General features: G+C 44.4%; 20 protein-coding genes and 1 pseudogene. 9 read left to right on the top strand and 12 right to left on the bottom strand.

The genetic code is table 11. From position 1 onward, the window contains the following. Window positions 1-65: 65 nt before the first annotated feature. From apaG to ACPD8L_RS16200, 3 genes are read right to left on the bottom strand one after another with little or no spacing between them, the layout of a single operon-like run. Window positions 66-452: a Co2+/Mg2+ efflux protein ApaG gene (gene apaG / locus ACPD8L_RS16190; RefSeq protein ID WP_116217439.1), complete on the bottom strand. Its 387-nt coding sequence runs from the start codon at window positions 450-452 to the stop codon at window positions 66-68. A gap of 4 nt (window positions 453-456) precedes the next feature. Continuing rightward, window positions 457-1650: a DUF3667 domain-containing protein gene (locus tag ACPD8L_RS16195; RefSeq protein WP_116217440.1), complete on the bottom strand. Its 1194-nt coding sequence runs from the start codon at window positions 1648-1650 to the stop codon at window positions 457-459. Between the two features lie 29 nt (window positions 1651-1679). Further along, the gene (locus ACPD8L_RS16200; RefSeq protein ID WP_421808875.1) at window positions 1680-2924 is read right to left on the bottom strand and encodes a type IX secretion system plug protein; all 1245 of its coding nucleotides are present in this window, start codon (window positions 2922-2924) and stop codon (window positions 1680-1682) included. A 150-nt stretch (window positions 2925-3074) separates the two neighbouring features. Between ACPD8L_RS16200 and ACPD8L_RS16205 the strand changes: the two genes are divergently transcribed. The 8 genes from ACPD8L_RS16205 to ACPD8L_RS16240 all read left to right on the top strand — a co-directional run bounded on the left by ACPD8L_RS16205 (window position 3075) and on the right by ACPD8L_RS16240 (window position 10611). Then, entirely contained in the window at window positions 3075-4427 is a 1353-nt protein-coding gene (locus tag ACPD8L_RS16205; RefSeq protein ID WP_293302624.1) for a Na(+)-translocating NADH-quinone reductase subunit A, read from the top strand. A gap of 1 nt (window position 4428) precedes the next feature. Beyond that, the gene (locus ACPD8L_RS16210; RefSeq protein WP_116217443.1) at window positions 4429-5685 is read left to right on the top strand and encodes an NADH:ubiquinone reductase (Na(+)-transporting) subunit B; all 1257 of its coding nucleotides are present in this window, start codon (window positions 4429-4431) and stop codon (window positions 5683-5685) included. A 5-nt stretch (window positions 5686-5690) separates the two neighbouring features. Beyond that, window positions 5691-6440 carry a Na(+)-translocating NADH-quinone reductase subunit C gene (locus ACPD8L_RS16215; RefSeq protein ID WP_116217444.1) on the top strand — a complete coding sequence of 250 codons (750 nt, stop codon included), beginning with the start codon at window positions 5691-5693 and terminating at the stop codon, window positions 6438-6440. 1 nt (window position 6441) lies between these two features. Next, the gene (locus ACPD8L_RS16220) at window positions 6442-7089 is read left to right on the top strand and encodes an NADH:ubiquinone reductase (Na(+)-transporting) subunit D (RefSeq protein ID WP_293302620.1); all 648 of its coding nucleotides are present in this window, start codon (window positions 6442-6444) and stop codon (window positions 7087-7089) included. Window positions 7090-7099: 10 nt separating this feature from the next. Next, complete coding sequence (gene nqrE / locus ACPD8L_RS16225) at window positions 7100-7849, top strand: NADH:ubiquinone reductase (Na(+)-transporting) subunit E (RefSeq protein ID WP_116217446.1); 750 nt, start codon at window positions 7100-7102, stop codon at window positions 7847-7849. A 2-nt stretch (window positions 7850-7851) separates the two neighbouring features. Beyond that, window positions 7852-9162, top strand: a complete 1311-nt coding sequence (gene nqrF, locus ACPD8L_RS16230; protein WP_421808876.1) for an NADH:ubiquinone reductase (Na(+)-transporting) subunit F — start codon at window positions 7852-7854, stop codon at window positions 9160-9162. A gap of 85 nt (window positions 9163-9247) precedes the next feature. Next, window positions 9248-9610, top strand: coding sequence for a Na(+)-translocating NADH-quinone reductase subunit F (locus ACPD8L_RS16235; RefSeq protein WP_423944615.1), 363 nt, complete (start codon window positions 9248-9250; stop codon window positions 9608-9610). Continuing rightward, window positions 9607-10611 (top strand): FAD:protein FMN transferase, encoded by a 1005-nt coding sequence (locus tag ACPD8L_RS16240; RefSeq protein ID WP_423944618.1) that lies wholly within the window; start codon window positions 9607-9609, stop codon window positions 10609-10611. Before ACPD8L_RS16235 ends, ACPD8L_RS16240 begins: the two co-directional genes overlap by 4 nt. On the opposite strand, the gene ACPD8L_RS16245 is transcribed toward ACPD8L_RS16240, so the two are convergent. The 4 genes and pseudogenes from ACPD8L_RS16245 to gpmI all read right to left on the bottom strand — a co-directional run bounded on the left by ACPD8L_RS16245 (window position 10612) and on the right by gpmI (window position 14197). Further along, complete coding sequence (locus ACPD8L_RS16245) at window positions 10612-11376, bottom strand: class I SAM-dependent methyltransferase (RefSeq protein ID WP_293302611.1); 765 nt, start codon at window positions 11374-11376, stop codon at window positions 10612-10614. A 19-nt stretch (window positions 11377-11395) separates the two neighbouring features. Beyond that, window positions 11396-11770: pseudogene (locus ACPD8L_RS16250) on the bottom strand (GxxExxY protein). Window positions 11771-11816: 46 nt separating this feature from the next. Next, window positions 11817-12635, bottom strand: a complete 819-nt coding sequence (map, locus tag ACPD8L_RS16255) for a type I methionyl aminopeptidase (RefSeq protein ID WP_293302606.1) — start codon at window positions 12633-12635, stop codon at window positions 11817-11819. Between the two features lie 44 nt (window positions 12636-12679). After that, window positions 12680-14197 carry a 2,3-bisphosphoglycerate-independent phosphoglycerate mutase gene (gene gpmI, locus ACPD8L_RS16260; protein ID WP_423944620.1) on the bottom strand — a complete coding sequence of 506 codons (1518 nt, stop codon included), beginning with the start codon at window positions 14195-14197 and terminating at the stop codon, window positions 12680-12682. Window positions 14198-14407: 210 nt separating this feature from the next. On the opposite strand from gpmI, the gene ACPD8L_RS16265 reads away from it, so the two are divergent. Further along, entirely contained in the window at window positions 14408-14794 is a 387-nt protein-coding gene (locus ACPD8L_RS16265; RefSeq protein ID WP_116217453.1) for an ankyrin repeat domain-containing protein, read from the top strand. Window positions 14795-14891: 97 nt separating this feature from the next. Here the strand turns inward: ACPD8L_RS16265 and ACPD8L_RS16270 are convergent, their stop codons facing one another. The 5 genes from ACPD8L_RS16270 to ACPD8L_RS16290 all read right to left on the bottom strand — a co-directional run. After that, complete coding sequence (locus ACPD8L_RS16270) at window positions 14892-15059, bottom strand: DUF6747 family protein (protein ID WP_313786774.1); 168 nt, start codon at window positions 15057-15059, stop codon at window positions 14892-14894. A 114-nt stretch (window positions 15060-15173) separates the two neighbouring features. Beyond that, entirely contained in the window at window positions 15174-15938 is a 765-nt protein-coding gene (locus ACPD8L_RS16275) for a M48 family metalloprotease (protein ID WP_116217454.1), read from the bottom strand. 40 nt (window positions 15939-15978) lie between these two features. Then, window positions 15979-16713 (bottom strand): M15 family metallopeptidase, encoded by a 735-nt coding sequence (locus ACPD8L_RS16280; RefSeq protein ID WP_423944625.1) that lies wholly within the window; start codon window positions 16711-16713, stop codon window positions 15979-15981. Between the two features lie 55 nt (window positions 16714-16768). Beyond that, window positions 16769-17941, bottom strand: a complete 1173-nt coding sequence (locus ACPD8L_RS16285; RefSeq protein ID WP_423944628.1) for a T9SS type B sorting domain-containing protein — start codon at window positions 17939-17941, stop codon at window positions 16769-16771. 3 nt (window positions 17942-17944) lie between these two features. Then, window positions 17945-18519: hypothetical protein (locus tag ACPD8L_RS16290; RefSeq protein WP_423944631.1), on the bottom strand; the 575-nt coding region annotated here is incomplete at its 5' end.

The following is an 18519-nucleotide window of genomic DNA, read 5'->3' on the forward strand; positions in this document are numbered from 1 at the left end:
TTTTAGGAGATTAAAAATTCCACCAAAGGTAGTAAAAGGAAAATCGATTTTAAAAATGAACGGGCCTAGTTTATGGCAAAAGGTGCGGAGAACTTGAATGTAGGTACCTCTACATCAAACTCTTCGGAAGTGGTGAAGTTTACCATTTGGTAATGGCCGCGCATGGCACCAATGGGTGATGCCAGTAGACAACCAGAACTGTAGGTATGGGATTTGCCGGGTTTGATGACCGGTTTTCTGCCGATCACACCTTCTCCATCAATGGTCTCTATATCTTTTAAGGCATCAAAAATATCCCAATGCCTAGCGGTTAGCTGTACGGTGTCCTTGCTGAGATTCTCTATGGTGATGGTATAACCAAAGGCGTAGTGCATCTTGTAGTTTTTGAAAAAAGTGCCTTCAAAAGTGGTCTGCACCGATACCTTGATTCCTTTAGTGACTTGAGTAAACATACTTCTAATACATAAAAACGCTTCCTGTAAACAGAATAATGACCGCAATAAATGCCAGTATGGTAAATATAGTGTTCAGAAAGAAATATTTGACAATCGTTTTAAACGTTCCCTGCCCGTAAAACCTTTTCATGGCCATGTACAGATATATGCTGAAAACCAAAATAAACAGCACTGCACTTGACATATTGAAAATGGTGTCAATTATCAAGCTTAGGATGAGCAAGATAAATAATAAGGATTGGTTGTGAAAGCTGAAGATAAGATGATCGGTGTAGGTGTATTTTTTTCTGATGTACACCAACCAAATGAAGATCGTGAACAGTGGTAAAAAGAAAAATATGGCAAAGGGCATTCTGGAAATCGAGGCGTTCAGAAAGCTCCCCGGTCTACTGATTACCTTCAATAGGCTATTGGCAGAATTAAAGGCCATTCGGTTGCCTGGGGTTCTTTTAACATTATACTTGGCCTGCGTCTCGTCAAAACTGAACAGGGTGTCTTGTTTGATCATTTTGGAAAAAAAGCCCACCTTTTCCATGAAATTGTTGATTCCTGATTTGGCTTCAAGGTCTGCATAGAATTTTGTGGGGTCGGCCAACATTAAGGAGTCCTTGTGTTGGTCTTCCGTATTGGTGGCCTTGGCAAGGGAATCCAGAACGTGCATTCCAGTGACCACCTCTTTGGTGCGTACTTGGGAAGAATCCAATTTTTCCAGAACCTTGGCCGTTTCTTCCTTAAGCTTGGTGCTATCCGTTGTGAAGGTGCCCGACTTAACATTGTAGGATACCGGGGAACTTGAAAGAAGATTGCCATCGAATCTGGAGGCGGCCTTGTCCAAGCTTGAAAATTCATTGTTAAAGGCAAACATCAAAAAATAGATAAAGGCCAGACTCAACAAAAACCGAAAGGGGTTGGTGTAAGAGACCCGTTTACCTTCAATATAGTCCTTGGTGATTCGCCCGGGACGCCATAATAGGGCTGAAAGTGTTTTTAAAAGTCTGGAGTCGTAATTGAAGAGTCCGGAGAAAAATTCATCAAAAAAATCTTTCAGGGTCAACTTTTTGGTGCTGTTGGCCTGGGAGCAATTGGGACAATATTTGTCGCTCATGTCCAACGGATGGCCACAGTTCAAGCATTGCGTGCCCCTAAACTGGAGTTCGTATCTGCCTTTACTGATCAAGCTCTTTTTCTTGGTCATGCCCTAGAGGGATTTGCAGCTAAAGATAGTTAATTGCTGATTGTTCTGGAATTGACGGAACCTATACCTATTATACTATCATATAAATCGCCAAAATCCCGGTAGTAGACCAAAATAAGGTAATTGTTTTCCGTAAAGTGGAAATTGCCGCCAACAAAGTTGGGGTCAATGGTGCCATCGGCACGCTCTACCACATATTTGTAGTTGTAGAACCCCTGCTTTATGGGCAGGGTGAGTTCCATTTTTGCGGTATCGGGATTAAAGGTCATCTTATTCTCCTCTTCCAATTGGTAGTTGTTGAACTTTCCGACCACGTACACGTTGTCCAAACCTATTTCATTGGTGTAGGGGAGGCTAAAATGAACCATGGAATACTCTGCTTCGCGTGAAACATCATCACCTTGGAGGGTCCTGACCACAAAATCGCCATTGATGTCCGGGAAATAGGTGTAGGGCCGGTCATTGCGAAATTCGTTGGTGAATAGGATATGGTGGTATAGGTCCCTGAACTCTACTTTGGAAATGGCAAAAGTGGGCGACCTAAGATCCTTGGTGTCAAAATTAAGGTATTCGTTGCCACCAAAGAAACTGGTTTCCTTATCATATTTATAGACCAACTCGGTGCCGATGGTGAATTGGGGTTTGACGTTGTACAGGGCCGTGGGCCAAAAATGGTTCTGTAAAATGGCTACTTTGACCTCGTTCTTGGGGTTCACTACTGGAAATCCAGCGGTATTGATGTTGAACTGGACCACTTGCTTTTCATTCAAAAAATTAAAGTCCCGGGAGCGTTTTACGGTCCCGCCTACCCGAACCGCATCCCGATAAACCACAAACCGTCTGGAAAACTGAAGGTCGCCATAGCTGTTGTAAATCTCAAGGACATAGTTTCCGCTGACTTTCAACCGAACATTTTCGTTGGGAATGGTCAACCTGTAATTGGAATAGGGTTGTAGGGTGGTGTAGCTGTTCTCGTAATCTATGATGCGCTGGTTGTCCGCTCCGGACAAATATTGCGACTTTAGAAGCTGGGAAGGGGTCCAGTCATAATCACAATGGATTATTTTATAATAATAATCCTGTTCCTTGGCGGTAAGATCATCAAACTCCAAGGTCATGGTTTCGCCCAATTGGATGACCGGGAACTGGTCTTCCGTAGGTCCCCTAAAAATAATGGTCCTGATGTTTTCCGGGGGATTTACTTCTTCCTGTACCTGTGCAAAAGCACCCGTTATGACTAATAAGAAGAACGTTGATTTGATCAAAGAGCGCATGCTAAGCGTGTTTTGGGGTAAAGGTAAACAAAAAGTGTGCCTTGAAAATTTAGTTCGATGTAATCCCATTTTTATGGGCAATAATTATGAAAACAATCCTTTAAGTACTAAATTTGCGACCGATTTTGATAACAAAAGGTCTACAACAATATGTCTAAAGACATCCGGATTAAGAAAGGGTTGAATATCAACCTTGTCGGGGCAGCAGAGCAGACTACTTCCAAAGCCGTTTTAAGTAACGTATATGCCCTAAACCTAGATGATTTTCATGGTATCACCCCCAAAATGCTTGTGAAGCAGGGCGAAGAGGTAAAGGCGGGAGAGCCGCTCTTTTACAACAAGAACAAAGAAGAAATGCACTTTGTTTCCCCTGTTAGCGGTGAGTTGGTGGAGATAGTCCGTGGCGCTAGGAGAAGAATCTTGACACTAAAGGTTCTTGCCGACAAAACACAACAGTATGTTCAGAACAAGGTTCCAGATTTGGATACGGCCGATGCCGCAACCATCAAGACCTTTTTATTGCAATGTGGAGGCTGGCCCTTCATTAAGCAACGTCCCTTTGACGTGATCGCCGATCCAGATGTGACACCCAAGGCTATTTTCATTTCGGGATATACCTCGGCTCCCTTGGCGGCAGAAGTCAACTATGTGTTGAGGGGCAAGGAGCAGGAGTTGCAGGCGGCCGTCATGGCACTTTCCAAGCTAACACCTGGAAAAATCCATGTGACCATTGGGCAGACTGGAATATCCCCATTTGCAGACCTTGATGGGATAGAACTTCATAGAATATCAGGCCCCCATCCTGCAGGATTGGTGGGTACCCAGATCAATAGCATAGACCCAGTGAACAAGGGTGAGGCAGTATGGACCATATCTCCACAGGACTTGGCCATGTTGGGAGAGCTTGTGTTGACCGGGAAGTTCAATGCGGAGCGTACCGTTGCCTTGGCAGGATCGGTCATTAAGTCCCCGCGGTATTATACCACAAAAATTGGCGCCGAGATATCTACTTTTCTATATGCCAGTGGTGTTAAGGAAGATAGGTTCAGGTTGATCAATGGGGATGTGCTTACAGGAACCCGCACCAATACCGAAGGCTATCTTGGGTTCTATAACAATACCGTAACGGCCATCCCTGAAGGGGATGATTATGAATTATTTGGATGGAACAAGCCGGTATTCAATAAAATTTCAACGACAAGGGCGTTGACCTTCTCATGGTTGCAGCCCAAAAAGAAATACGATCTTAATACCAATACCAATGGCGAGCACAGGGCTTTTGTGGTCACTGGCCAGTACGAAGAGGTGTTCCCATTGGATATTTACCCATTACAGTTGTTAAAAGCTTGTATGGTGAAGGATTTGGATGAAATGGAGCAATTGGGATTGTATGAGGTTGCTCCCGAAGACTTCGCATTGACAGAATTTGTATGTATCTCAAAACAACCACACCAACAGATCATCAGGGAAGGATTGGATTTGTTGCAAAAAGAACTTGGATAATATGGGATTAAAAGAAAAATTACACACGTTCAGGATAAAGAATCAGGACAAAAAATGGTTTCCCGTTTTCAGTGGGTTCCATACCTTTTTGTTCACCCCAAATGAGACTACCCATAATGGTACACACATCAAAGGGGCCGATGATTTAAAGCGTACCATGAATACCGTGGTCATGTCGCTAGTGCCTTGTTTGATCTTTGGAATGTTCAATACAGGATATCAGCATTACTTGGCATTAGGAGAGATTGAGCCCGTGGCCAATGGTTTCTTAAGTGCAGGTTTCTGGACCATGGACAATTTTCTGCTAGGTCTATGGAAAGTGCTTCCGTTGGTGATTGTTTCCTACGGCGTTGGACTTGCTATTGAATTCTTGTTCTGTGTGATTAAGAAACACGAGATAGAGGAAGGTTATTTGGTGACCGGTATGTTGGTGCCATTGATTGTTCCCGTGGATTTGCCACTTTGGATGTTGGCCGTGGCCGTAGCCTTTGGAGTAGTCATTGGAAAAGAAGTTTTTGGTGGAACGGGAATGAATATCTTGAACCCCGCACTCACCATTCGTGCCTTTTTGTTCTTCGCCTATCCTACTTGGATGAGTGGTGATAAGGTATGGGTACATGGTGCCGTGGATACGGCGGGAACCGCGGATGCCATTTCCGGGGAGACCGTATTGGGTTCATTGGCACAAGGTGCTGAACCAAGCTATTCCCTTATGGATATGTTCTACGGATTTATTCCTGGTTCAGTTGGGGAAACGTCCACACTGTTGATTCTCTTGGGAGGGCTGTTCTTGGTCTTCTCCAAAATAGCCTCATGGCGCATCATGTTGAGTGCAGTTCTTGGCGCTTTGTCCATGGGATTGATATTCAACGGTGTTGTGGATGCAGGTTGGATTCCGGAATACAGTAAATTCTACGCCTTGATGAGCTTTGAATACTGGCAACATTTATTGGTGGGAGGTCTGGCCTTTGGTATTGTATTTATGGCTACCGACCCTGTTACCGGTTCACAGACCAATCAAGGGAAATGGATCTACGGGTTTTTGATCGGTTTCCTATCCGTTATGATACGGGTGTTCAACCCAGGATATCCGGAAGGAGTATTCTTGGCCATCTTATTGATGAACGTTTTTGCACCGACCATAGACCATTATGTGGTACGTGGCAACATCAAGAAGAGATTGAAACGATTGAAGACAGCAACCATATATCCCAAAGCATCGGATGAAGTGGATGCATTAAAAACCGAAACAGCGTAATTGTTATGGCAATGAATACGGAAAAGAATAGCTATACGGTAATATTTGCGGTGATCATGGTAGTCATCGTAGGGTCAATACTTGCTTTTTTGGCCACGGGCCTTAAACCGAGGATTGATGAAAATGAACGCTTTGAAAAGCAGCAGAACATTCTCTACGCCATGGGGGTCAACCAGAACGAGGGAGATGGAAGCGTAACCTTTATCCCCACGAACGAAGTGGAGGCAGAGTTTTCAAAGTATATCAAAAAGCAAATGGTGGTACAGGGCAACACTGCCACCGAAAAGGCAGATGCCTATTTGATCGACCTAAAAAATCAAATAGCACAAATCAAGGCTGGTAACAATGCCGAACTGCCACTGCTTGTAGGTGAAAAGGACGGTAAGGAGTTTTACATCATCCCTATGTACGGTAAAGGACTTTGGGATGCCATTTGGGGCTTTATATCCTTGGATGAGAACATGGTGGTACAAGGCGTATACTTTGATCACAAAGGGGAGACGCCAGGTCTGGGGGCCAATATCAAGCAGCGCTTCTTTATGGACGACTTCCAAGGGGAATCCATCTTGGATGGCAATCGTTATGCAGGGATTGGAGTGGTAAAAGGAAACAACGACCCCCTTAATGAGGATAAGGAAGACAATGAAGTGGATGCATTGGCAGGGGCCACCATTACAGGTAATGGTGTCACTGCGATGATCAAAGAAAGCTTAAAGCTTTACAAACCGTATTTAGAAACCATTAGAAAGAAATAATATGGCGCTACTATCAAAAAAAGATGCAAATCTGATATTGGATCCGTTGGCGGACAACAACCCCATTACCATTCAGGTATTGGGAATATGTTCCGCATTGGCTATCACGGCTGAACTAAAGGCGTCTGTGGTAATGGCTCTTTCGGTACTTTTTGTATTGGGGGCCGGTAACGTGGTAATTTCCTTGTTGCGTAACGTAATTCCATCAAAAATTAGGATCATTGTGCAATTGGTCGTAGTGGCCACCTTGGTGATCATTGTAGATCAGGTGCTCAAGGCCTTTGCCTATGAACTGAGCAAGACCCTTTCCGTTTTTGTTGGGTTGATCATCACCAACTGTATCATCATGGGACGTTTTGAGGCCTTTGCCTTGGGTAACGGACCATGGAAGTCCTTCTTGGACGGTATAGGAAACGCCCTTGGATATGGTGTTATTTTGGTTATCATCGGATTCTTTAGGGAGCTTTTGGGTTCCGGGACCTTGTTTGGTTTTCCGGTCTTGGGAGACCCTGTGACCAAGACAGGCCTGTACGCCCTTGGATATGAGAACAACGGCTTTATGATCATTCCACCTGCAGCTTTGATTGTAGTTGGAATTGTTATCTGGGTGCAACGTTCCAGAAATAGGACATTAATAGAAGAAGCATAAATAGGAGAGTATGTTAGAGCATTTAGAACTGTTTTTTAAGTCGATCTTCATAGATAACATGGTATTCGCGGTCTTTTTGGGAATGTGTTCCTACTTGGCCGTATCCAAGAAAGTATCCACTGCCGTAGGTTTGGGAGCTGCCGTAATCTTCGTATTGGGGGTTACCGTGCCTTTGAACTGGTTGTTGGACAAATATTTGTTGCAAGACGGTGCATTGGTCTGGTTGGGCCCTGAGTATGCCGATTATGATCTGGGATTCCTTTCCTTCATTCTGTTCATTGCAACCATCGCCACTATGGTACAGCTGGTTGAGATAGTGGTAGAGAAGTTTTCCCCATCACTCTATAACTCCTTGGGTATCTTTTTGCCACTGATAGCGGTAAACTGTGCTATTTTGGGAGGGTCTTTGTTTATGCAGACCCGTGAAATCCCCAACTTGGGATTGGCACTCAATTATGGAGTGAGTTCGGGAATTGGATGGTTCTTGGCCATTTTGGCCATCGCCGCCATTCGAGAAAAGATAAGATATTCCAATGTACCCGCACCATTGCGTGGATTGGGAATCACGTTCATCATCACTGGGTTGATGGGAATCGGTTTCCAGAGCTTTGGGGGAATGTTGACCGGTGACAATGAGCCACCAGAACCAACAGAGACCACAACGGCCAAAACCGAAGAGATCAAGGAAAAGAAAGAAATTAAAAAGGAGATCGATGACGAAGAAAGAACCATCTCCTATAACGAAGTCATAAACAAATAAAGATGATATTAGCCGCAAGTACCGGAGGTACTATTCTGATTACCGTAGTAGCATTTCTTGTGTTGTTGTTATTGTTGGTGGCCCTATTGCTGTTCACCAAGGAAAAGTTGTCCCCTTCCGGTCCGGTGACCATCACCATCAATGGTGAAAAGCAAGTGGAGGTGGCTTCGGGAAGTTCCTTGTTGTCCACCTTGGGGAACCAAAAAATATTCTTGCCATCCGCTTGTGGTGGAGGGGGTACCTGCATCCAATGCGAGTGTCACGTACTATCCGGTGGAGGTGAGGCCTTGCCCACCGAAACTCCCCACTTCTCCAAAAAAGAATTGGAGCATGGTGCGCGATTGGCATGTCAGGTGAAGGTGAAACAAGACATGGAAATCACCATTCCGGAAGAGGTATTTGGTATCAAGAAATGGAATGCCAAAGTGGTTCGTAACTACAACGTAGCCTCTTTTATCAAGGAGTTTGTGGTAGAGATTCCAGAGGAGATGAACTACAAGGCCGGAGGGTACATCCAAATTGAGATTCCACCTTGTGAGGTAAAATATGCCGATATCGACATTACCGCCCACCCTGAAGAGCATGAAACCCCGGATAAGTTTCAAAACGAATGGGATAAGTTCAATTTGTGGCCGTTGGTAATGAAAAACCCAGAGACTGTGGAAAGAGCCTATTCTATGGCCTCTTACCCTGCTGAGGGACGTGAGATCATGTTGAACGTACGTATTGCTACTCCACCATGGGACCGTTCCAAGAATGGATGGATGGATGTGAACCCCGGTGTGGCCTCGTCCTATATCTTTAACTTGAAAGAGGGAGATCCTGTAACCATCTCCGGTCCATTTGGTGAGTTCTTCATCAATGAGTCCGATGCAGAAATGCTATATGTGGGAGGTGGAGCCGGTATGGCGCCGATGCGTTCGCATTTGTACCACTTGTTCAAAACATTGAAGACAAACAGAAAGGTGACCTATTGGTACGGAGGTCGTTCCAAAAGAGAGCTGTTCTATTTGGAGCATTTCAAGGAACTGGAGCGTAACTTCCCCAACTTCAAATTCTACTTGGCACTTTCTGAGCCATTGGAAGAAGATAACTGGAAGGTGAAAAAGGATATCAATGATGAGGAAGGCGATGGTTTCGTAGGGTTTATCCACAACTGTGTTATCGATAACTATTTGAACCACCATGATGCCCCAGAAGACATTGAACTGTATTTCTGTGGACCACCATTGATGAACAAGGCTGTCCAGAAAATGGGTGAGGATTTTGGTATTCCAGATGAGAACATCCGATTCGATGACTTTGGAGGATAAAAAAGTTTATTAGTGTCATCACCTCGAGAGCAGTCGAGAGGTAGTTATAACCAACCGATGCCCTGGCATCGGTTTTTTTGATTTTATGGGAAGAGAACTTTCGGAACAGGAATTGCACAATCTGGCCATGAATATTGTGGGTCGGGAACTCGAGGCCGATGGTTATGAGTTCATGGCCATCAATAGTAAGCTGAAGAAGAATCCGCAGTATGTGTGCCTCAAGGAAAAAATACTACATTTTATTGTGGTTCGAAATGTGGAGTTTCCGCATAATCCAAGAGACTATGATCAGGCATTGATGGAGACCGTGAAAGAACATGCTATAAAGTTTGAGGCCAAGGCTTATTTTGCCGGAGTTGGATTGTCCAATGCCTCGGATCGGAACTTGCCCCTGTACTTGGATGAAGAATATATTGTGGATTATCAAGGATTAATCGAGATAGAATGAAACATACATTGTTTTTAGTGTTCGGGATCATCGTATTTTGTGGATGCGGTTCCGATACATGGGTGAAGAATCAGAATAGGGGCAACGCCTTGGGCACCACCTATTCCATTACTTACATCGCAGAAGGGCATTTGGATTATCAGAAAGAAATTGATTCTGTTTTTCAGGTGTTGAACCAGTCCATGTCAACCTATATTCCCACTTCAGACATTTCAAAAATAAATAGCGGGGACTCCACCATTGTGGTGGATGAAATGTTCCAAGAGGTTTTTGGGATTTCCAGCAGGGTACATGAGGCCTCTAAAGGGTATTTTGACCCCACTATCGGCGTTTTGGCCAATGCATGGGGATTTGGTCCGGGAGAACAGATTCAGCTCGATAGCCTTAAGGTAGATAGTTTGTTGAGCTATGTGGGATGGGACAAAGTACAGTTGAACGGTGATCATACCATCACCAAAAAACATCCGGCCATCCGATTTGATTTCAATGCGGTGGCCAAGGGATATACCATTGACCGTTTGGGAGCCCTGTTGGATGCCAAGGGGATTCAGGATTATTTGGTGGAAGTTGGTGGCGAAGTGCTTGCCAAGGGCACCAATTTGGTTTCTGGAAAGCAGTGGACCGTGGGCATTGATGATCCCCAAGTGGAAACAGGAAGGTCGCTAAAATTGATCGTGTCTTTGGAGGATAGAGCCATGGCCTCCTCAGGAAATTACCGAAAGTTCAGAATAGACCCAGAAACCGGGGAAAAATACGTCCATACCATCAACCCTAAAACCGGGTATACCAAGAATTCTTCCATTTTGGCCACCAGCGTAGTGGCCCATACCTGTGCTGTTGCCGATGCCTATGCCACGACTTTTATGGCCATGGATTTGGAGGAATCCAAAGAGGTCTTGAAAGCGCATGGGGAATTGGAGGCCTATATTATTTATTTGGATGGTGAAGGAAACACCAAGGAGTTTATGACTCCTGGCTTTGGAACTTTGATCAAGAAATGATCATTTTTTCACAAGAGGAATGATCTCACCTTGCGCCAATCGGTATTTTTGAACCGCTTCAGGGGATAGGGTTTGGGTGTAATCCACTTCTTCAACAGTAAAGCCAATGCTTCGTAATTTGTCAAAATAATCCCTGCCATAAATGCGCACGTGGTCGTACTGCCCAAAGATGCGTGCCCGCTCCTTTTTATCGGTAATGGAATCGTCTTCAAAGGTAGTTTCCCTTTTTAGGTCCTGGGGAATCTGAAAAATGCCCCATCCCCCAGGCTTCATGACCCTGTAAAGCTCTTGCATCGCCTTGGTATCGTTGGGAATGTGCTCCAAGACATGGTTGCATAGAATCACATCAAAAGCATTTTCAGGAAAAGGAAGGTTGCAGATATCGGCCTTTACATCGGCCAAGGGAGAGTTCAGGTCGGTTGTGGTGTACTCGATGTTTCCTAACTTTTTGAACCGCTTGTAAAATGCCTGTTCCGGGGCAAAATGTAAGACTTTAAGGGGCTTGCTGAAGAACTCCGTTTCATTTTTGAGGTACAGCCATAAAAGTCGATGCCGTTCCAAGGAAAGGGTAGAGGGAGAAAGTACATTTTCCCTTGGGCTTTCATAGCCATAGGGCAGAAAGGTCCGAAAGCTTTTGCCATCAATAGGGTCAGTAAACCTGTTTCCCTTAAGGGAAAGGGCAATCAAGGGCCTCACCCAATAGCTCAATCGAATGAGCAGGGGTCTGGGGATAAGGTTAAGGATGTATTTGAATAGTTTCGACACGAATTTTCACTAATTCATTTTACAATAGTACTCTTTTGTAGGCCAAACTATCTTCCCCAAAGTTTATGATCAAACCCAATTTCATTTTTGACGCGGCCAAATAATTTAAAGTTTGTTTTACATGGCTACTACTGATTTTTTCTACTGCTTTTAGTTCTAGGATTATTTTGTCGTCTACTATGAAGTCAGCAAAATAGTGATGTTTTAACTTCTTTCCTTTGTAGATGATATCGAATTTAACTTCTTTTTAAAAAGGAACACCGTTGGATTTTAACTCAATTTCCAGAGCGTCACTATAGACTGCCTCACTAAATCCTTTGCCTAGTTCATTATGGATATCCATACATAGACCAATGACAAAGTAGGACTCATTCTTATAAATGATTTGGGACATTTATTTGAGCAATTGGTGAAATTAGTGTCGAGCAAGATAAAGTATTTTATAATACTAATTTCTTGGCCCGGAATTCCTCCTCTTCGTCACTGGAGATTCCCAATGCGTCATAAATATATTGGAATGTGGACAACAGTTCGGGTTTTCCATCAATCAGGGCCACATCGTGCTCAAAATGGGCACTGGGCTTATTGTCAGCGGTCAAGATGGTCCAACCGTCATTCAACTGTTTAATTCTCCGTGTTCCCATATTGATCATGGGCTCAATGGCAACGACCATACCGTTGACAAATTTTTTGCCACGTCCCCGTTTTCCATAATTGGGCATTTGTGGGTCTTCGTGTAGATCCTTGCCCAATCCATGGCCTACCAACTCACGAACCACACCGTAGCCATGGTCTTCACAATATTTTTGAATGGCGTATCCTACATCACCCACTCGGTTACCTTCTTTGAATTCACGAATACCAACATAGAGGGATTCTTTGGTCACCTTAAGTAACTTTTTGGTTTCCTCTGCCACTTCACCTACTTCAAAAGTGTAGGCATGGTCTCCATAAAACCCATTCTTCAGGGCGCCACAATCCACAGAAATAACGTCACCTTCCTTAAGAGATTCATTATTGGGAATACCGTGGACCACTTGGCTGTTAGGGCTCCAATTAAGTGTGTTGGGAAAGTCGTACATCCCCAAAAAGCCAGGTTCTGCACCCTGCTCCCGGATATACTCCTCGGCCATTTTATCCAATTTCAGAGGGTTGGCCCCTGGTTTTATTTCCTTGGCCAACATGCCCAAGGTTCTGGAAACGACCAAGGCGCTTTCGCGCATCAATTCAATTTCCTCTGCTGTCTTTACATGAATCATAGGGCAAAGATAAACTGAATCTATGGATTTTAAGAAATTCTGGGCTAGACCAATGGTTTTTGTGTCATTAACTCGGGTTGTGGAATGCCTATCATCTTTAAGATGGTCGGGGCAATATCACCCAAAACACCATCCTTGATTTGCTTGATCTCGGTATCCACCAGAATCAAGGGAACCGGGTTGGTGGTATGGGCCGTGTTTGGGCTTCCGTCCGGATTGACCATGGTGTCACAGTTGCCGTGGTCGGCAATGACAATGGTGGAGTACCCATTTTCTAGGCCGGCAGTAACCACGGCCTTGGCACATTCATCCACGGTCTCGCAAGCTTTGATGGCGGCGGACATAACCCCGGTATGGCCCACCATATCTGGATTGGCAAAGTTGAGACATACAAAATCGGTCTCACCTTTTTGAAGTTCGGGAATGATGGCATCCCTTATTTCGTATGCACTCATCTCGGGTTGAAGGTCGTAAGTGGCCACTTTTGGGGATGGGCACAGGAGGCGTTGCTCCCCTTCAAATGGTTCTTCCCTTCCTCCGTTGAAGAAAAAGGTGACGTGGGGGTATTTTTCCGTTTCCGCAATGCGGATCTGTTTCTTGCCATTTCGGGCGAGTACTTCCCCTAGCGTGTCTTTAATATTTTCTTTGTCATAGACCACCTTGATGCCTTTGAAGGAATCATCATAATTGGTCATGGTGACATAGTATAGGTCCATTTTATGCATGTTCTGCTCATGGAAATCCTGTTGGCTCAGGGCTTGGGTAAGCTCCCGGCCACGATCGGTCCTAAAATTGAAGAAGATGATCACATCGCCCTCGCCGATTTGGCCCAAAGGCTCACCATTGGCATTGGTCATCACCAAAGGTTTTATGAATTCATCGGTAACCCCTTCATCATAACTTTCCTGCATGGCCTTGCCAATATCCTGTGCTTTTTCACCTTGGGCATTTACCATGACATCATAGGCCAGTTTTACCCGTTCCCAACGTTTATCACGGTCCATGGCATAGTATCGGCCCACCACTGTGGCCAGTTGGGTGTTCTTGTCGGAACAGAATTGATCTAGGTCAATCAAAAAACCTTTCCCACTTTTGGGATCTACATCCCGGCCATCGGTAAAGGCATGTACAAATGATTTCTCCACACCGCTTTCTTGGGCAGCTTTGATGAGTGCTTTTAGATGGTCGATATGACTGTGCACCCCTCCATTACTGAGCAAGCCCAGAAAGTGAACGGATTTGTTGTTGGATTTTGCATGTGAAAAGGCATCCTGAAGCACTTTTTCATCCTTTAGGGTATCTTCTTTGACCGCTTTGTTGATCTTGGCCAAATCTTGATAAACGATTCGTCCTGCGCCCAAGTTCATATGGCCTACCTCACTGTTGCCCATTTGGCCTTCGGGCAGACCTACATTCATACCATCCGTGAGCAAATTGGCATTGGGGTATTGGGAATATAACGAGTCAATGAAAGGAGTGTTGGCCTGTGCAATGGCCGAAACCTTTGGGTCGGGAGACTTGCCCCAACCATCCAAAATCATAAGAATAACCTTTTTCTCCATACTGCAAAATTGTACCCCAAAAATAAAGTGATCTGCTTGGATGCGCTAGTTTTCAGGTAGTTTTCTAGTTAAGGAATTGATAATAATTTCCCTGCTTAAATGTAGACTTGTTAAAATTAAGTTATTTATCTGTTAATGCTGTAACACTTGCCGGTTTCAGGAGTCTACTTTTATATCAGTTTATTAATCATTAATCAAAAACGATTCATCATGAAAAAAACAATCCTATCGCTAGCTGCTGTATGTATGCTGGCCGCAACGGGCGTTTCCGCCAATGAACCTTTTATGGACTCCAGTTTGGATGCCACTATGATCACTGCACAACCTAGCATATTTTGCAAAGCCATTATGCAGGGCGATGTTGATACGGTTAGAAAAATGATTCAATTGGGAGAGGATGTCAACCAAAAATCTTTAGGAATGACCCCAATCCATTTTGCGGCCCGTTACAACCAAACCGAAATTTTACAATTGCTCATTGATAATGGGGCCAATGTAAAAAAACGTTGTGACCGCGGATACTCTGCAAAGAAGTATGCCGAGATGGCCAATGCCAAAGAGGCGCTTGCCATTTTGGAGGATGCTATGAAAAAATAGAAAAGGAGTTTATTCATCCGTAAAAAAAAGCCCATCCAAACGGATGGGCTTTTTTAGCTCATTTACCTATAAGTGTTCCTGTAAAAGAGTATGTGGCTTAAAAATCAAAGCCGGTAAAAGCTCTGTACAAAAATGCATAAAATGCCATGAAAAGCATTATGCCGCAAAAGATGGAGTACCCTTTTAAAAAAAGTACCACAAAGCTTGGTTTGCACTCGTCAAATGCCTCTAAATAGAGGTGTTTAAAATGTAATAGTGTTCCCATGTGTTCTCTCTTTTGGTTTGCACAAACAAGAAAAGAACGCTGGCTCGATTTGGGTTGATTCAAAGGTACATAAATCTGATGAACGTCATTTTATTCTCGATGAACACACAGATTCTATCGACCTGAATATTTTTGAATGGCCTCTTTTATTTTTTCAATGCGGTTTTCGGGGTCTGGATGGGTGCTTTGGAACTCAGGTACTCGGTTGGGACCGGCCGCCGCCTTGAGAATTTCCATCACCTTTATCATTTCATAGGGGTCGTAACCGGATTGTATCATGAACAAGACTCCCAGCTCATCGCTTTCCAACTCATCTCCCCGACCATTTTTAAGCAAGGTGTTCTGTCCAATCCCACTGACCAAACTTCCCATGTCGCCCCCAACGGAAGCGCCTGTTGCCAAGGTTTGCCAAAAACTGCTTTCGGCGATACGTTCGGCGGAATGCCTTCCAATGACGTGGCCTATCTCATGCCCCAATACACCTGCCAACTGTGCTTCGGTCAACTGTGAAAACAGGGCGTAGGTGATAAAAATCTGTCCGCCGGGCAATGCGAAGGCGTTTATGGTCCTGTCGTCTGCCAATAAATGAAAATGGTATTGGTAGGGGGTGTCCCGGGCAATGCTGCTTTTTACCAATTTGTTGCCCACGGCGTCCACTAGGCTTTGCATACGTTCATCCGGATAAAGCCCGCCATGTTGTTGGGCCATTTCGGGGGCGCTCTGCAGTCCAATGGCGATTTCCTGTTCCGCGGACATGTCTATATTCTGTACCCTTCCCGTATATGGGTTTTCTTCTTGATTGCTACAACGGCGCACAAAGGCAAAGGCCACAATGGCCAGTCCGATCAAGATACGGACCCTCCAACTTCCTCTTCTCATGGTGTTAGTGTTCTAGGGGAATTAAGGTACAAAAAAAGAACTATAAAAGTTTGGGGTTGATGTCCAAAATATTGTCTTGGATATAGGTTCTGATGAACCCTGCCGTAAAATGCTCGCTGCCCAAAAATTCTTCCCTTTGCAAAAGTTTTAAAATATTAAGTCTTCGGTAAGCGGTAAGCATGGGAATGGAAAGTGGCGCGTAGCTGTAGTGCCAAGGCTCATATTTGAATCCCCTTCGTTTGGATTCGTTGGTATAGACCAGATAAAATCCATATTTCTCCGAATTTTCATCCATCCACAGCTTGAATCCCTCAAAAGGTCCGCCGGGGCCAAACTTTTCTGGATCAAGGACATTGTTGGTGATATTGGGGTAGCCATCTATGATGTCAATATCAGTACCCCAATGGTGTCTGCTGGTACCGGGAATGGTGGAATATTCAATGATCTTTTCAATGGCATCGAGGGGTTCCATTCCGTCATCTTCGGTAAAGCGTAGATATTTTCGTTCCCAAATGCCTTCTTGTCGGTAAAAATCCCGAAAGCTGGAGACCATTTTAATATCAAATCCATCGGTAAAGGCCGCCTTCTTCATTTCTAAAAAGGAATCGCAGGCTTCCTTTCTCAGGTTGATGCCCTCGCCATAAAGTTCTACATCTGCCTTGCCCATTAATTCTTCCATGGAATACTCCAAATCGAAAAAATTGGGAAAAATAGGAGGGAGGGTGCAGGCCAAACCTGAAGCTGAAGCTGTTCTGATGAAGGTCCTTCTTTTCATGAAATTGATTTTCGCGACAAGTTAAGAAGTATTTTCCAGTCCTGCGAAATGGGTTTTATCTGTCCAAAAACAGAAAACCGGTATATTGTAATCGGAGGTCGTTCAAGCTTACCAGATAATAGTAGACGCCCTCGGGTAGGCCAATATCCTGGCTCATGATGAGGCTACCGGTATTGGATAGGCCGTAAAATTCGTCCACATAGTTGATTTTTTCATAGACTTTTTGCCCAAAACGGTTAAAGATTTGCAAGCTGTTGTTGGGGGACTCTTCCATCCCTTCAATCACCAAAACGTCATTGACCCCATCACCATTGGGGCTTAAAAAATAGTTTCCCAGTGTGGGATTATTCACTGCAAAAGTATCCGTGGGCAGGGGAATGGTGCCAAAGGTTATGGCTTCATAGTCACTGGGGACAAAAGTGTCGGAGACTATAAAACCATCATTGACGTTGCCACTTGAGGCAGAATTTCCAAGAATGACCCATTGTCTGGCCGCTTTGCTCCATCCCACAACAATAACGGATTCCACGGTGGCATTGGGAATCTGTTCCAATCCACTTCTTGAATTCCAGCTAAGCGTAACCTTTGCGGGGACATCACTTTGTACAATCCAAAACTCCTTGTCGGAAACAGTACCGATATCCCTGACTTTTTCTTCAACATTAAAACTTTGAAGAATCGAGGAGGGGTTGGATGGGTTTTCAAAAAAATAGGCGCAGATGGCCAGTGGACTGTTGGTTTCCGAAGCAAGGGTCAACGGTCTAAGCTGATTTTGATCGCCAACAGGAAATGAGAAAAGACTCCTATTGTTTACAGCGGCAAACCCTGTGACTTTGGAGGCATTGCTTTCCCCGGTAAAAAAACCGGTATCCATAAAGTTGAGATATAGGGTTTGGTCATTTTTAGGCGTCAGCACGTTGCCGTCCACAAAATTGGTGTTGTTTTCTACAAGTATGGGGTTCAACAAAAAGACATTGCTGTTGGTCAGGATTTCTATGTCCCAAAGTACAGGAGGGATGTTTCCGGTTACCTGGATCACTTCATCGCCATAAAAACCTACCAGACCCTGGTTCTGGTCAAAAGAGGAATCATTGATCAAATTGGTGTGTAGTCCCAATCCCATGTGTCTGCCTGCATGTACCCTTAGGTTGCCGCTATTGTACAGGGCGGTTTGGGCCTGGGTAAGGCAAGCCATTAGAAAAATAGGTATGTAGTGAAAGGGTTTCAAGATTTAAAAACGTATAACGGTGAAATACCAATCTGAATCTTGACTACTGCCAGTTTCATCAAAAACGAGTACATCAAAAGTAGTTGCACCTTGATTGGTTGCCTGAATTATTCTAACATTACCTGAAGTGCTATCGGCTGTTAATTGTATTACATAATCATCCGATAACCCTGAGTCTAAATTAACCGTATAGTCTCCAATCCCATTTCTAACAACTCCGGCTGCATCTAAACCAATTGTGCTTTCCGCGGTGGCGGCGGCGTCAACCTTTCCCATAGCTATAACCGGATTGGTGACGGCTACTTCAAAATCCTGTGTTGCAGGTGTTGGAGTAACAGTTATACCTGTACCTGCTGATACAGTTTCGTTCAAAATAGATAAGTCGGCTTGATTTGCTGGTGTTGCTGGAGTACTTAAGGTCAATATATTTCCAGCACTTAGACTTAGGTCTTGTAGTTCGTTGGTGTCGTCGTTGACAAACGCCGACAGGTCCACTTGGTTTCCGGGTGTCGCGGGGTTGCTCAGGGTTAGTATGTTGCTTGCATCTACACTGATGTCGGATAGTTCGTTGGTGTCGT

Source organism: Flagellimonas algicida (genome assembly GCF_049629585.1).
GTDB lineage: Bacteria > Bacteroidota > Bacteroidia > Flavobacteriales > Flavobacteriaceae > Flagellimonas.